This is a genomic window from Curtobacterium sp. L1-20 (assembly GCF_048755855.1).
GTDB lineage: Bacteria > Actinomycetota > Actinomycetes > Actinomycetales > Microbacteriaceae > Curtobacterium.
Genome location: NZ_CP151473.1, coordinates 1,084,487 through 1,097,308, shown reverse-complemented (window position 1 = coordinate 1,097,308; position 12,822 = coordinate 1,084,487). Strand labels below are relative to the sequence as shown.

The following is a 12,822-nucleotide window of genomic DNA, read 5'->3' as shown; positions in this document are numbered from 1 at the left end:
GGAGGCCGGCGTCCGCGGGGTGCGGACGCCGGCCGAGGTGGTGGTGCTGGTGAGGGGCCAGGCGTCGGAGGTCGACGTCAGCCGGAGACGACCGGCAGGTGGACGCCGTCGCCCGGGTCGACGACCCCGGTGCCGGTACCCGGACCGGAGCCACCGCCGGCGCCGCCACCGGCCGCAGCGGGCGTGACCGTGATCGCGAGCGGCGTCGCCAGCACCGAGGCACCGGAGGCGTCGACCAGGTCGATCGTGTGCGCCCCGGTGGCGGTCCCCGCGGGGATCGTCACGCTGCCGGTGACCGTGCCGTCCGCGGCGACGGTGAGCGTGCCCACGGTGACCGGGTCGGAGTGCAGCACGACCCGCAGTGACGACCCGGCGGTGAAGCCGGTCCCGGCGAGTGCGAGTGAGGAGCCCGCGGCGACCGAGGTGCCGTGTGGCGCGGTGAGCACGCCGGTCAGGACGCGGGCGGTGCCACCGGTGGCGAGCACCCTCACGCTGCCGTCGGTCGCGACGGAGACGGTGGCGCTGGTCGCGGCCGCCAGGTCGAGGCGTTCCCACGACCCGTCTGCCGTGCCGGACTGGTCGAGCGGGGCGCCGGACGGGATCTCGGTCTGTGCGAGCACCGCGGTGCGCTGCGCGTCGGTGAGCGTCGGGAACGCCGTGAGGAGCAGGTTCGACGCACCGGTCGGGACGGACGGCGCGAGACCGGTCGTCCCGGTGGCCGCGAACCCGTAGGTCATGCGCTCGCGGTAGACCTTCGCGGCCGACCCGCGGTCGGTGACGACCTGGGCGGTGCCACCGGGCATCGCCGAACCGCCGTACGGGTCGTCCGTGTACGGCTCCTCGGCCGCGATGCAGGCCGCGAGCGTGCCGCCGCACTGCTGCTCGAGCCAGGAGACGAGCTCCTTGCGCGCGGGTTCGAGGACCTCGGTGCGGTACTGCGTGTCCGACCAGCGCGCCGCCAGGGCCGCTTCGCCGTCGATGCGTCCGCCGACGATGTCGAGCGGGTAGTGCACGCCGAGGACGATGCGGTCGTTGCCGGCCTCGGAGGCACGGGCGAGGAGCTCCGGGGCGAGCTCCGGCACGAGCGTCGCGAGGGTGATGCCCGCCTGGTACGCCGTCGTGGTGTGGCCGGACGGGAACGACCCGCCGGTGCAGATGCCCTTCGTGCCGTAGCCGGCGTCGAGCACGACGTCGTTCGGCGAGAACTCGTGCGAGGTGTCGGTCACGGTGGGCACGCGGGTGATGTCGAGCGTGCCGTCGGCGGAGGCCCACGGCTTGCCGGCGCGGTTCGCGGCGAGCGAGGACGCGTTGACGGTCGCGGGGGCGCAGCCGGTCTGGTCGTCGGTCGCGGGCAGCGTGGCGGTCGTGGTCCCGGGCAGGTAGGGGCGCGGGTAGCTGTAGTGCGCCTTCGCGTCGCCGGTGCCGACGTACGCGCCGCTGGTGCCGTCCGACGAGTTGACGAGCGCGCTGGTCAGCGGGAGCTTCCCGCTCGCGCGACCGGCGATGTAGGCCTTCTCGAGCGTGGAGCCGAGGCCCTGGGACACCGTCGACGACTGGTCGTACCCGGTGTTCGTGGCGTTCTGGTACTCGGAGTCCTGCAACGCCTTGCGCTGCTGCGCCGCCGTGGCGTGCTGGTTGATCCAGGACGTCAGCTGGTCGTTCTTCGCGAGCGTCGCCGGGTCCTGCACGGTGCCGTGCAGGTCGTTCTTCCCCGTGGACTGCCAGAACCGGTCGTAGCCGTTCAGCAGGGAGACGAGGTCGGGCTTGCTGGAGTCGCTCGGGTAGCCCGCCGCGTTCGCGACGAGCGGCGAGCCGAGCACGAGTGCGGTAGCGACCGTCGCGACGGTCACCCCGCGGAGTGCGGTTCTGCGCATGTGGTGTGGTCGCCCGCGAGCGGGCGACGCTCCTCTCTTGGTACCGGCGTGGAATCACCGGAACGCTACGGAGGACGGGTTGCGGAACGAGGAACGGATCACGACGACGTGGTGAACCGGACCGCAGGCTGTGCAGACTCGCAGCCACGCGCCTCCTGGCCGCCGCCTGGTCAGCGCGTGACGGCCGGGAGGCGCGGCTCGGCACCCGGCACCGCGCCGGCCGCCATGGGCGGTACCGTCCGCCACCGGCGCCGCAGGCGGCGCGGCCGGTCGTCACGCCACGCGACCACCCCGCCGGCGACGACCCCGAGGGCGAGGACCCCGAACGAGAAGAGCCCGACGAGGCCGACCGACACGATCTTCGACGGGTCCTGCACGTCGGTGGTCGCGGACAGCGCGATCGACCCGAAGTCCCAGAAGGCGTGCAGCAGCACCGGCAGGAGGAGGCTGCCCGTCACCCGGCGGGCGACGTACAGCGTCGAGCCGAACGACGCGGCGAAGACCACCTGCACGAGCGTCGCCCCGACCCCGGCACCGGCCAGGGCGTTGAGCAGGTGCAGCAGCCCGAACAGGACGCACGACGCGATCCAGACGCCGAACTCGGGCAACCGGCGTCGCAGTCCCACGAGCAGCACACCGCGGGTCAGCAGCTCCTCGAAGCACCCGACGAAGAGCACACCGACGGCCAGCAGCAGGAAGTAGCGGACCGGCAGCGCCGACCAGTCGACGAGGGGCAACCGCACCAGGCAGACGAGCAGGATCAGCACCGGGGCGAGCGCCGCCCAGCGGAGTCGGCTGCGGTGCGGGTCGGTCGTCGCGATCCGCCACCAGCCGAGCCCGGTCACGACGAGGGCGAGGGCGACGACGGCGATGCCCTCGGGAACGACGAGCGACCGCACCACGCTCTCGACGGTCTGGCCCAGCGTCGGGTAGTCGTCGCTCGGACGGGACCGCCACGCGCTGACCGCCGCGAACACCACGAGCGGCGCGAGGCCGACCAGCAGCGACGGCGGCACCGGCCAACGCCGTCGACGGGTGCGTCCGAGGTCCTGTTCTGCCACGTCCCGGTTGTACCAGTGCAGCCGTACGATTGGCGGTATGCGTCTGCCCTCGCTCAGCACCATGGCCGAGGACTACGTGAAGCTCGTCTGGAAGGCGAGTGAACGCGGCGGCCCCGGGCTGGCGACCCGCGACATCGCGGCTGCCCTCGGGGTGTCGGCGTCGACGGTGTCCGGCAACCTCCGGAAGCTCGACCGCGACGGGCTCATCGAGCACACCCCGTACCACGGCGTCGTGCTGACGCCGCTGGGCCAGCAGGTCGCCGTGGCGATGGTCCGACGGCACCGGCTCATCGAGAGCTTCCTCGTCGAGCGACTCGGGTACTCGTGGGACGAGGTCCACACCGAGGCCGAGGCACTCGAGCACGCGGTGTCCGAGACGTTCCTCGACCGGGTCGACGCCGACCTCGGTCACCCGACGCACGACCCGCACGGCGACCCGATCCCGCGCGCGGACGGCACCGTGCCGGACTCGTCGGGCACGCTGCTCGGCGCGGTCGAGCCCGGCGCGTGCGGCACGGTCGACCGGGTGTCCGACGACGACCCCTCGCTGCTGCGGTACTTCGACGAGCTCGGGGTCGGCCTCGGGACGCACCTGCGGGTGGAGCGGGTGCGCGACTACGCGGGCGTGATCGCCGTGTCCAGGCGGTCCGCCGACGGCGAGGAGTCCCTCGTGGACCTGCCGGCCGCGGCCGCGGCCGCGATCTGGCTCGCCGCCGACGGCGACTGACGCGGGTCGCCGGCGCGGCTAGTCCTCGCGGGGGACCGGCGACGACGGGCGGCGGAACGGCGCGGTGATCGACGGGACGACGTCCCGACGGTTGATCCAGAACACGACCGCCGCCGCGACGAGGTGCACCGTGCTCAGCACCCAGCGGCCGGTGGTGTCCGTCACGACGAACTGCACCGCGAACAGCGCCACGAGGGCGATCGCCGACCAGCGGTGGAAGCGCAGCGCGATGATGATCGCCACACCGAGCACCGTCTGCGACGCCGTCAGCATGAACTCCTCGACCTGCCGGCCGTCGAGCGGCAGGCCGCCCGTGGTCCCGCCGCCCAGGACGTGTGCGATCGGCAGCGACCCGACGAGCAGCGACCACTGGTTCACCTTCGAGGCGATGAGGGTGCCGATCGCGGCGCCGCCCATCCCGCGCAGGGCGAACAGCGCGGCGACGATGAACTCCGGCGCCTCGGTGGCGAGCGGCGCGAGCCACTGCACGAGGAAGTAGCTGTCGATGCCGAGGGCACTGCCGGACGCGACGAGGGCGTCGGCGAACGGCTCCGCGGAGGACAGGATGACGGCCGCCGCGACGACGAACAGGGCGACGACCGTCCACCGACGAGCGCGCCGCGGCATCGACGCGAGGTTGCCGGCCATGCCGACGAGCTCCTCGTGGCCGTCGTCGCCGTCGGACACCTTCGAGGCCCGCCACAGGTACCAGACGAAGGCGGCCAGGAGGACGGAGCCGAACCACAGCGGGATCGACCCCATCAGCGGGATGAGGAACGCGACCACGGCGAGCAGCGCGAGGAAGCCGATGTCCAGCCGCGAGGACCGTTCGAGCTCGAGGACCTTCGTGGCACTCGCCGGCAGGGAGCCGACGCGGACGAAGCGGCGGGCGACGAGCAGCGAGACGACCACCACGAGCGGCCAGCCGAACCCGAGCAGCAGCCGGTTCGACCCGGTCATGTTCGCGGCGGCGAACTGCTCGTAGGCGGGGTCCGAGCCGGACCGGAACGCGTAGTAGAGGTCGACCGCGTACTCCGGCAGGACGGCGATGAGCGCGAGGACGGCGATCGCCAGCGCACCGGCGATGTCCTTCTGTGCGGCCTCGGCGGCCCAGGCGAGCAGGAACGAGGCCGCGACCACCGCGGCACCGAAGACCAGGAGGTCGACGACGGCGTTCGGGGCGAAGCCGCCGATGCGGAAGACGACGGCGGGCAGTGCGACGGCGACGCAGACCGCGATCCGTCCCCAGGCGCTGGCGCCCATGCGCGGAGCGGGTGCGGCGGCGCCGGTCTGCTGCGACACGGGCGTCGACAGGGTGTTCGTCATGGTGGTCCTCGTGGTCGAGCCACGACGGTGCGCACGGGAGCGGCTCCGGCCGTGGCGGAACGGCCGAAGGTCTCGCTCGCCCGGACAGCCTGGTCTGCCGTGTCCGGGTGGTGCACCGGGCCGATCGTCCTGATGGCCAGTGTGTCGATGCACGCGCTGGGAGCTACTCCCCTTCGCCACCCACTGTGGCGCGCTCCGATCCGCCTGCGCAAGCCGATCGGCCCTGTTCGGCGGCCCGAATCCCGGTGTTCCCCGAACCGCCCCGGAACCACGCGGACGGCTCCCGCGGGGCGACGGACGACAGCCCGGGGCGCGACGTCAGCCCGAGGCGCGCTTCGTCCGCCCGAGGGCGACCTCACGACGGGCGCGTGCGAGCGCGAGGTCCGCGGCGGCGTCCGGGTCCCGCAGGAGTCGTCGGACGTCGGCGACGTGGTCCCGGACCTCGGTGCCGTTCCGTCGTTCCGCGGCGGCCAGCACCGGCTCGATGACGTCCTCGCCGAGCGCGACCAACGCCCGGCTCAGCGCGAGCCGGGCGTCCTGGTCGCCCTGCCCGAGGTCGCGGCCGAGCCGGCGGGCGAGGTTCGGGCGCTCCGTGTCGGGCACCAGTCGGACCGACGCGCGCCAGGCGGTCCGGACGACACCGGCGTCGACGTCCCCCAGGCGGTCGGCGACCTCCGGGTAGACGGACGCGTCGCCGATCTTCGACAGGGTGTGCAACGCCTGGCTGCGCGCCTGGGCCTCGGGCCGGTCCAGCTCGCCGAGCAACCGCGGGACGACCAGCTCGGCCGGGAGCCGCACGAGCGCCCAGGTGAGCATCTCCCGCACCTGCAGGTCGGGCTCGACGGCGCACTGCTGCAGCAGGACGTCGAGGTCGCCGGGGTCCGGGGTGGTGCCGGACGCCATCACCGCCCGGAGCCGGACGGACGGACGAGGGTCGGAGAGGGACGAGGCGAGGGTCGACATGATCCCGTCCAGCAGACCCCACGCACCTGGGAGCGCACCGCGCTCGGCACGAGCGGTCCGGCGAGCGGGCTGGCGCCGGCGTGCGACGCCGCGTCCTACGGCGCGAGCGACCTCGTCGTGGTCGCGCCGGACGACCGCGACGCGAAGCACGAGATGAAGGTGTCGCCCTGGTCCCACGTCGCCTGGTCGGGCGCGTAGGAGCCCTGGACCTGCACGTCCCCCACGGCCGCGGCCGCGGCGGTGTCCAGCGCGGCCGAGGTCTGGCACTGCTCGGCCGCCCGGGACGCGAGCACGTCCGGACCGGGCCACCGGTCGTCGGTCACCGACAGCCGCGCGGTGAGCTGACCGAGGTGCGGGGTGCCGCAGTCGACGACCGTGAAGGTCTGGGCCCAGGCGTTCGTGAACGGCGAGAGGCACTCGCCGCCCGCGAGCTCCGTCCACCCGTGCTCGCCGGGACCGGCCGGGGTCGTCGCGAAGCGCAGGGCCTGCGGTGCCGCGGACGCCGCCGGTGCAGCCGTCGACCGCGCCGCACTCGTCGCCGTCGCGGACGCCGGCGCCGAGGCTGCTGCGGTCCTCGAGGGGGCCGGGGTGTGCTCCTCGATGGTGTTGCCGAGGATCCACTTCGTCAGGGCGAACACCGCGACGAGCAGGAGGACGATGAGCGCGATCGAGCCCCAGACGAGCAGGAGCTTGCCGCGGCGTCCCTCGTTGCGGAGCTTCGCGAACCCCTCGTTGATGAAGTTGTCCCGGTCGTCGGCACCGGACGGTGTGGGAGCGGCCGGCGGCACCGGCGTGCGGCCCGCACCGGGAGCGTGCGCGGGCGCGGCGCCCACCGCGGGCATCATGCGCGTGCTGTGGTCGTCGGGGTCGTAGCCGGTGTGGTCGAGCTGCCCGACGGCCTCGGTGCCGAAGAGGTCCTTGATCGCGCTCGTGTCGCTCGTCTCACGGCCGTCCCACTCGGACTGGTCGAGGTCGTCCGGCGCGGCGGCGGGCAGTGGTTCCGGCTCGGCGGACCGCGCGGCGGGCGCGTACGCACCGATGCCCATCACCGCGTCGAGGTCCTGCCCGACGGCGGGCGGGAGGTGCGCCGGGTACGCGGTGGCCTCGGGTCCGGTGCTCGTCGGCTCGACGAGCGGCGGAGCCGCCGTCGGCGGCACGGCCGCCGGAGGTTCGGCCCACCAGGGCGAACCGGCGACCGGCATCGCCGTGGTCGCCGTGTCGGCCGGGAGGCGCGTGGTCGCGTCCGCCCCGTCGTCGGCGTCGCCGTGGTCGGTCGCGTCCAGCGCCGTGGTCGCAGCTGACGCCGTGGTCGCGTCCGACGCCGCGGTGGGGTCCGGTACCGCGGTGGCGTCCGGCTCGTCGGGCACCCCGAGGACGATCGCAGCCGTCGGCAGGGACGTCCCCGCGGCCGGCGTCCGGAGCTCACCGGAGACCACGTCGTCGTCGGACTCGTCGGCGAGCGTCCACGCGCCACCCGCGAGCGCCGTCGTGTCGAACGCGTTCGTCGTCAGGGTCGCCGGGACCTCACCGGCCTCGTCGTCGGCGATCGCCCAGTCGAACGGCCGCTCGTGGCCGCCCGTCCCCGTCGTGGCCGCCTCGGCGTCGGCGATGCGCAGGAGTTCGGTGAAGCTCGGCGGCTCCTGACTCGTCGGCAGCACGCTCTCGACGCCGAGGGGCTGCTGCGCCGGAGGCTGCTGCATGCTCGGGAGCGGGTCGGGCGTGGGGACGACGGGCGCCCCGCCGGGGTGCGGACCGGTCGCCCGGCCGAGCCAGTCGACGTCGCTCCGGCCCTCGCCGAACGGGTCGACGCGACGCCGCTCGTCCTCGACGGCACGGTTCTCGGCGGCCCGCTGGTCGCGGTGGGCCTGCGCGGTCGGCAGCGAGATCGACGACGGGTGCGGCACGGCCGGAGCCGGCGGCTCCGGAGCGGCCGGCGGGATCCGCTCGCCGAGGGTCGCGCGCTCGTGCTCGGCGCTCGCCTGCGGGTTCACCGACGGCGCGGTCAGCTGCTCGGGCATCGAGATCGCCTGGGTCGCCGCGTCGTCGTCGGCCGAGCGGTCCGGGTCGGTCGACGAGGGAGCGACCTGCTCCGGCGCGGGCGGCTCGGTCACGAACGGCTCCGGCAGCGGAGCGCCGGTCTCCCGCGCGGTCTTCTCGGCCTCGCGGCGCTCGCGGCGCGACGGCCAGTCGTCGGCTCCGCGTGGGGCGCCGAAGATGTCCGCGGCACTGCGGAGACCGTGGAACGGAGCGTCCGGGGCGGACCCGCGCCGTGCCTCCTGTCCGTCGTCCCCGTGCTCGGGACCGGCGGCCTGGTCGGGCTCGTGCGCGTCCTCCGGACGCTCCGGGGTCACGCGCTCAGCCCCAGATCAGCCAGCCCGATCGCCGCGAAGTAGGGGTAGCCGGCGGCCTCGATCGTCTCCTTCGCACCGGTGTCGCGGTCGACGACGACGGCCACGGCGGCGATGATCGCACCCTCGCGCTCGAGTGCCTCGGCGGCCTTCAGCGGCGACCCGCCGGTGGTGGAGGTGTCCTCGAGCACGACGACGCGCTTGCCCCGGAGGTCCGGCCCCTCGACCTGCTTGCCGCGGCCGTGGTCCTTCGGCTCCTTGCGGACGACGAACGCGTCGTAGGCGAGCCCGCGTACGGCGGCCTGGTGGAGGACGGCGCTCGCGATCGGGTCCGCGCCCATCGTCAGACCGCCCACGGCGTCGACGTCGGGGACCTGCGCGACGAGGTCCGTCATGACCTGCCCGATGAGGGGTGCGACGCGGTGGTCGAGGCTCACCTTGCGGAGGTCGATGTAGTACGTCGCCTTCTTCCCGCTGGTGAGGGTGAAGTCTCCGTGGAACACCGCTTCGTCCGAGATGAACTGGATGAGCTGGTCGCGCGCGTCGGTCACAGCCCACAAGGGTAGTCGCTCGTCCCCGGAGCGCGCTCCCCCAGCCCGTGGGGGTGCGGCCGAGGCACGCTCGGTACGCTCCGGTCATGTCCTCCGCACCGCGCACCGTCACCGACGTGGCGCGCGCGGACCGCGCGCCCCGGTGGCGGAGCCTGGCCGTGGCGGCCGGACGGGAGGCGCTGGGCGCGCTCGTCGCGCTGGCCCTGTCCGTCATCGCCCTCCGTCACGTCGTCGCCACGGCCCGGGTGGCCCTCCTCTGGTACGACGGCGACTCGGTGCTGCTGCCGCTGGTCCGTCGGTCGATGGAGCTCGGGCAGCCGTTCGAGTGGGCGATGTCCCCGGCGCTGTTCTTCTTCCCCGAGCTGCCGGTCTACCTGTTCACGGCGGCGGTCACGGCGACCCCGCAGCAGGCGTTGGCGCTGAACGGCGTGCTGGTGTTCCTCGCCGTGTACGCCCTCGTGCGTGCCGCAGCGAACGAACTGATGCCGGCGGCCCGGCGGTCGGCGCGGATCGCGGTGTCCGCGGTGGCACTCGGGTTCCTGACGCTGCTGGTGCTCACCGAGTCGACGGCGACGGCGACGTCGCTGGAGCTCGCCTCGCTGCTCTTCACGACGACCTACTACTACGGCGTCGTCCTGGCGATGCTCGGCACGGCCGTGCTCGTGCTCCGGTCGGTCCGGGTCGGCCGGGCGTCGGCGACCGTCCTCGTCGTCCTCGCCCTCGTCGCGGTGTGCACGACGGCGTCGAACCCGTTGTACGTCCCGTGGTCCGCGGCTCCGGTGGTCGTGACGCTGGTGCTGCTCGCCCTGGCCCGTCGGCTCGCCTGGCGTCCGGTGGCACTCCTCGCCGGCACCGTGACGGCCGGGTCCGTGGTCGGCTACCTGCTGCGCATCCCGCTCCGGCCGTTCGTGTCGCTCGACCCGTCCACGTACGTGCAGCCCGCCCGCGCCGGCGAGACCCTCGGGTTCTTCGCGGCGCTCACGGACGACCGGGCGGGGAGCGCGGCCGGGGACGCCGGCCTCCTGCTGATGTTCGTCGGGGTGCTGCTCACGGTCGGCGGGACGGTCTGGGCGTGGCGGGCACGGACCTCGCGCACCGTCCTCGTGGCGACGGCGCTCCCCCTCGTGACGGTGCTGGCCGTGTCGGTCGGGGTCGTCGTCGCGGGGTCGGAGACGCCCCGGTACCTCGAGCCCGTCGTGACGGCCCCGTTGCTCGCGCTCGTGGCGGTCGCCGAACTCGTCCGCACCGCCGTCCGTCGCACCCAGGTGCACCGACCGCGCCGTGGCGTGCGGGTCGTCCTGGCGATCGCCGCGGCCGGGGTGCTGCTCGCGGGGGTCGCCACGGCGCCGAGCACGGCGCAGGCGGTCACGGCGGCCCGGTACACCCCGGCCGCCTGCCTCGACCGGTGGGCCGGCGGGCGCGACGTCGTCGGTGTCGGGCAGTTCTGGACGGTCCGGCCGCTGGCGGCGTACTCGTCGGCGAACGTGCAGCTGCTGCAGGTGCGCGACACCTTCGAGACGTACCCCTGGCTCGTCGACCTCGGCGCCTACCGCGACGCCGCACCGACGTTCGTCGTGATCGGTTCGGGTGACGTCTGGACGACCGCCGTCGAGGACTCGCTCGGCCGTCCGGCGACGATCACGCACTGCACCGGGTTCGACGTGTACGACTACGCCGGCACGGCCGGTGCCTCGCTGCTCCGGCGGGACGTCGTCGACAGCGCGGACCGCATCCGCAGCGAGCGCGGCTTCTGAGCCGACCGACCGGCGACCGGACTGGTGTGAGTTCTCCACAGCGGCGCGGCGTCGGTCGGCGCTGCCTGTACGGATGTATAGGCTCGTCCGCGTGACTCGTCCCACAAGCCACCGCACCGCACGTGCGACCGTGCGCCTCCGACTCGCCGCGACCGCCCTGGCACTCGCGGGCCTCGTCGGCACCGTCGTCGTCGACGCCCCGTCGGCCAGCGCCGCGAAGTACCCCTCGTGGGACGAGGTGATGGCGGCCCGGGGTCAGGAGTCCGCCAAGGCCGGGCAGATCACCGCGATCAAGGGCATCATCTCCGGTCTCGCCGACGACCTCCGTGACGCCGAGGCCGAGGCGAAGCGGCTCGGTGACGAGTTCTACGAGGCACAGAAGGACGCGCAGGACGCCGCCGAGAAGGAACAGCGTCTCCGCACCGACGCCGAGGAGCACGCCGAGATCGCCGAGCAGAGCGCTGCCCAGGCGGGGCAGTTCGCCGCGCAGATGGCCCGCTCCGGCGGCGCCGACGTCACCGCGTCCGTGATCACCGGCGGCGAGGACGCGAAGGACCTCCTCTACAACCTCGGTGCCCTCAGCAAGCTGTCCGAGCAGGCGGAGCGGGTCGAGGCGGCAGCCACGACCGACGCCGCCGTCGCCCGGTCCCTCACCGCCCAGGCCGACCGCGCAGCCGACGCCCTCGACGAGCTCGCCGCCGAGGCGCAGCGTCGCATGCAGGCCTCGCAGGCGGCCGCCGACAAGGTGCAGACCGCCTACGACGAGCAACAGACGAACAAGGCCCGCCTCGACGCCCAGCTGGCGACCCTGACGTCGGGTCGTGTCCGCACCGAGGCCGAGTTCGCCCAGGGCGAGAAGGTCCGCAAGGCCGCCGAGGCGAAGGCGGCGCGCGAGGCGGCCGCACGGGCCGCGGCAGCACTGGCGGCGGCTGCGGCGAACAGCGGCGGTGGCGGCGGTGGCGTGAGCACCGGCAGCAGCGGATCCGGTGCCGGCGGCTCCGCGGGGTCGGGCAGCGGGACCGGCTGGGTCCGGCCGGCCAGCGGCTACGTCATCAGCCCGTACGGGTACCGCGTCCACCCCATCACCAAGGTCGTCACGAAGCACGACGGCGCCGACCTGGCGAGCGGCTGCTACACGCCGATCGTCGCGGCCGCAGCGGGGACCGTCGACTACGCGGGCTGGTACGGCGGCTACGGCAACTACGTCCGGATCAGCCACGGCGGCGGGGTCCAGACCGCGTACGGCCACATCGTCAACGGCGGCTACCGGGTCGCCTCGGGCCAGCGGGTCTCCGCCGGGCAGCTCATCGCGCTCGTCGGGTCCACCGGCGCCTCGACCGGCTGCCACACGCACTTCGAGGTCCACCTCGGTGGCGCCACCGTCGACCCGGTCCCGTTCATGCAGGCGCGGGGCGTCGGCTTCTAGTCGGCCGTCCCGCCCACGGTCTCGATGCCGTCGTCGTCGAGCGACCACAGCGCCCGGTACCAGGCGGCGCGTTCCTCGTCGAACGGCGTCCCGTACGCCTCGTGGAACAGCTGCTCCCACCCGGGGCCGTAGTTCCAGCCGAGCGCCATCGTCGCGACCCCCAGGTCGGCCCAGCGGTCGGCGACGCCGAGCGCGTCGAGGTCGACGTGGCCCGCCCAGCGTCCGTCGGCGCCGATGAGCGTGTTCGGCGTGCAGGGATCGCCGTGGCACACCACCAGGCGGTCGGCGGGCGGCTCCGGGCCGAGCGACGCCGCATCCGCACCCGCCGCCACCGCACGGCCGAGTCGTTGCACCGTCGACCACACGAACGGGCAGTCCGCCACCGGGAGCGTGTCGTGCAGCGCGCGGAGGCCCTCCCCGGCCGCGACGACCGCGGTCCTCGGCTCGTCGTGCCACCGGGGATCGACCGCGCTCCACCCGGGGAGCGCCCGGGTCCGCAACCACACGCCCTCGTCGTCGGTGCCGTGGTCGAGCAGTTCCGGGACCCGTGCCCACCGCGATGCCCAGGTCAACCGCGCCGCCTCCCCGACGACCCACGGCGCGTACGCGTGCGGGAGCACCTTCACGTACTCCTCGGCCGCACCGTCCGGACCGATGCGGAACGTGCGCCCGCCGATCTCGTTGACCCACACCGCCTGCACCGGTCTGCCGCCGGCCGCAGCCCGGACCACGCCCGGCACGACGACGTCCCCACGTGCCCGCGACAGTCCGTCGATCGACCGGGGCACGACG

The 12,822-nt window shown here is 74.3% G+C and carries 10 protein-coding genes; 3 read left to right on the top strand and 7 right to left on the bottom strand.

From position 1 onward, the window contains the following. Nucleotides 1–77 precede the first annotated feature (77 nt). Together AAEP86_RS06720 and AAEP86_RS06715 are read right to left on the bottom strand one after the other, a co-directional pair. Nucleotides 78–1,874 carry a phosphatase PAP2 family protein gene (locus AAEP86_RS06720; protein ID WP_420369766.1) on the bottom strand — a complete coding sequence of 599 codons (1,797 nt, stop codon included), beginning with the start codon at nucleotides 1,872–1,874 and terminating at the stop codon, nucleotides 78–80. A gap of 170 nt (nucleotides 1,875–2,044) precedes the next feature. Then, nucleotides 2,045–2,935 (bottom strand): CPBP family intramembrane glutamic endopeptidase, encoded by an 891-nt coding sequence (locus AAEP86_RS06715; RefSeq protein ID WP_420369765.1) that lies wholly within the window; start codon nucleotides 2,933–2,935, stop codon nucleotides 2,045–2,047. A gap of 37 nt (nucleotides 2,936–2,972) precedes the next feature. Here AAEP86_RS06715 and AAEP86_RS06710 point away from each other — a divergent pair, with 37 nt between their 5' ends. Continuing rightward, a complete protein-coding gene (locus AAEP86_RS06710; protein ID WP_420369764.1) occupies nucleotides 2,973–3,662 on the top strand; it encodes a metal-dependent transcriptional regulator in 690 nt (229 codons plus the stop codon). Nucleotides 3,663–3,680: 18 nt separating this feature from the next. Here AAEP86_RS06710 and AAEP86_RS06705 read toward each other — a convergent pair whose 3' ends face one another. From AAEP86_RS06705 to pyrE, 4 genes are all read right to left on the bottom strand, one after another. After that, the gene (locus AAEP86_RS06705; RefSeq protein ID WP_420369763.1) at nucleotides 3,681–4,988 is read right to left on the bottom strand and encodes a sodium:proton exchanger; all 1,308 of its coding nucleotides are present in this window, start codon (nucleotides 4,986–4,988) and stop codon (nucleotides 3,681–3,683) included. Between the two features lie 318 nt (nucleotides 4,989–5,306). Continuing rightward, nucleotides 5,307–5,951: a HEAT repeat domain-containing protein gene (locus AAEP86_RS06700; protein ID WP_420369762.1), complete on the bottom strand. Its 645-nt coding sequence runs from the start codon at nucleotides 5,949–5,951 to the stop codon at nucleotides 5,307–5,309. A 95-nt stretch (nucleotides 5,952–6,046) separates the two neighbouring features. After that, on the bottom strand, nucleotides 6,047–8,302 hold the full coding sequence (locus tag AAEP86_RS06695) for a hypothetical protein (RefSeq protein ID WP_420369761.1): 2,256 nt from the start codon (nucleotides 8,300–8,302) through the stop codon (nucleotides 6,047–6,049). Then, nucleotides 8,299–8,850 carry an orotate phosphoribosyltransferase gene (pyrE, locus tag AAEP86_RS06690; protein WP_420369760.1) on the bottom strand — a complete coding sequence of 184 codons (552 nt, stop codon included), beginning with the start codon at nucleotides 8,848–8,850 and terminating at the stop codon, nucleotides 8,299–8,301. Before pyrE ends, AAEP86_RS06695 begins: the two co-directional genes overlap by 4 nt. Nucleotides 8,851–8,936: 86 nt before the next feature. Between pyrE and AAEP86_RS06685 the strand changes: the two genes are divergently transcribed. Together AAEP86_RS06685 and AAEP86_RS06680 are read left to right on the top strand one after the other, a co-directional pair. Further along, complete coding sequence (locus AAEP86_RS06685; protein ID WP_420369759.1) at nucleotides 8,937–10,604, top strand: hypothetical protein; 1,668 nt, start codon at nucleotides 8,937–8,939, stop codon at nucleotides 10,602–10,604. A gap of 91 nt (nucleotides 10,605–10,695) precedes the next feature. Then, a complete protein-coding gene (locus AAEP86_RS06680) occupies nucleotides 10,696–12,030 on the top strand; it encodes a M23 family metallopeptidase (protein ID WP_420369758.1) in 1,335 nt (444 codons plus the stop codon). Here AAEP86_RS06680 and AAEP86_RS06675 read toward each other — a convergent pair. Beyond that, nucleotides 12,027–12,818, bottom strand: coding sequence for a phosphotransferase (locus AAEP86_RS06675; RefSeq protein ID WP_420369757.1), 792 nt, complete (start codon nucleotides 12,816–12,818; stop codon nucleotides 12,027–12,029). The two genes, AAEP86_RS06680 and AAEP86_RS06675, sit on opposite strands and share 4 nt — an antisense overlap. Nucleotides 12,819–12,822: the final 4 nt, after the last annotated feature.

Excerpts from the sequence above, each read along its gene's own strand:
- AAEP86_RS06720 (WP_420369766.1), bottom strand. The coding sequence starts at position 1,874 with ATGCGCAGAACCGCACTCCGCGGGGTGACCGTCGCGACGGTCGCTACC.
- AAEP86_RS06710 (WP_420369764.1), top strand. The coding sequence starts at position 2,973 with ATGCGTCTGCCCTCGCTCAGCACCATGGCCGAGGACTACGTGAAGCTC.
- AAEP86_RS06705 (WP_420369763.1), bottom strand. The coding sequence starts at position 4,988 with ATGACGAACACCCTGTCGACGCCCGTGTCGCAGCAGACCGGCGCCGCC.
- AAEP86_RS06700 (WP_420369762.1), bottom strand. The coding sequence starts at position 5,951 with ATGTCGACCCTCGCCTCGTCCCTCTCCGACCCTCGTCCGTCCGTCCGG.
- AAEP86_RS06685 (WP_420369759.1), top strand. The coding sequence starts at position 8,937 with ATGTCCTCCGCACCGCGCACCGTCACCGACGTGGCGCGCGCGGACCGC.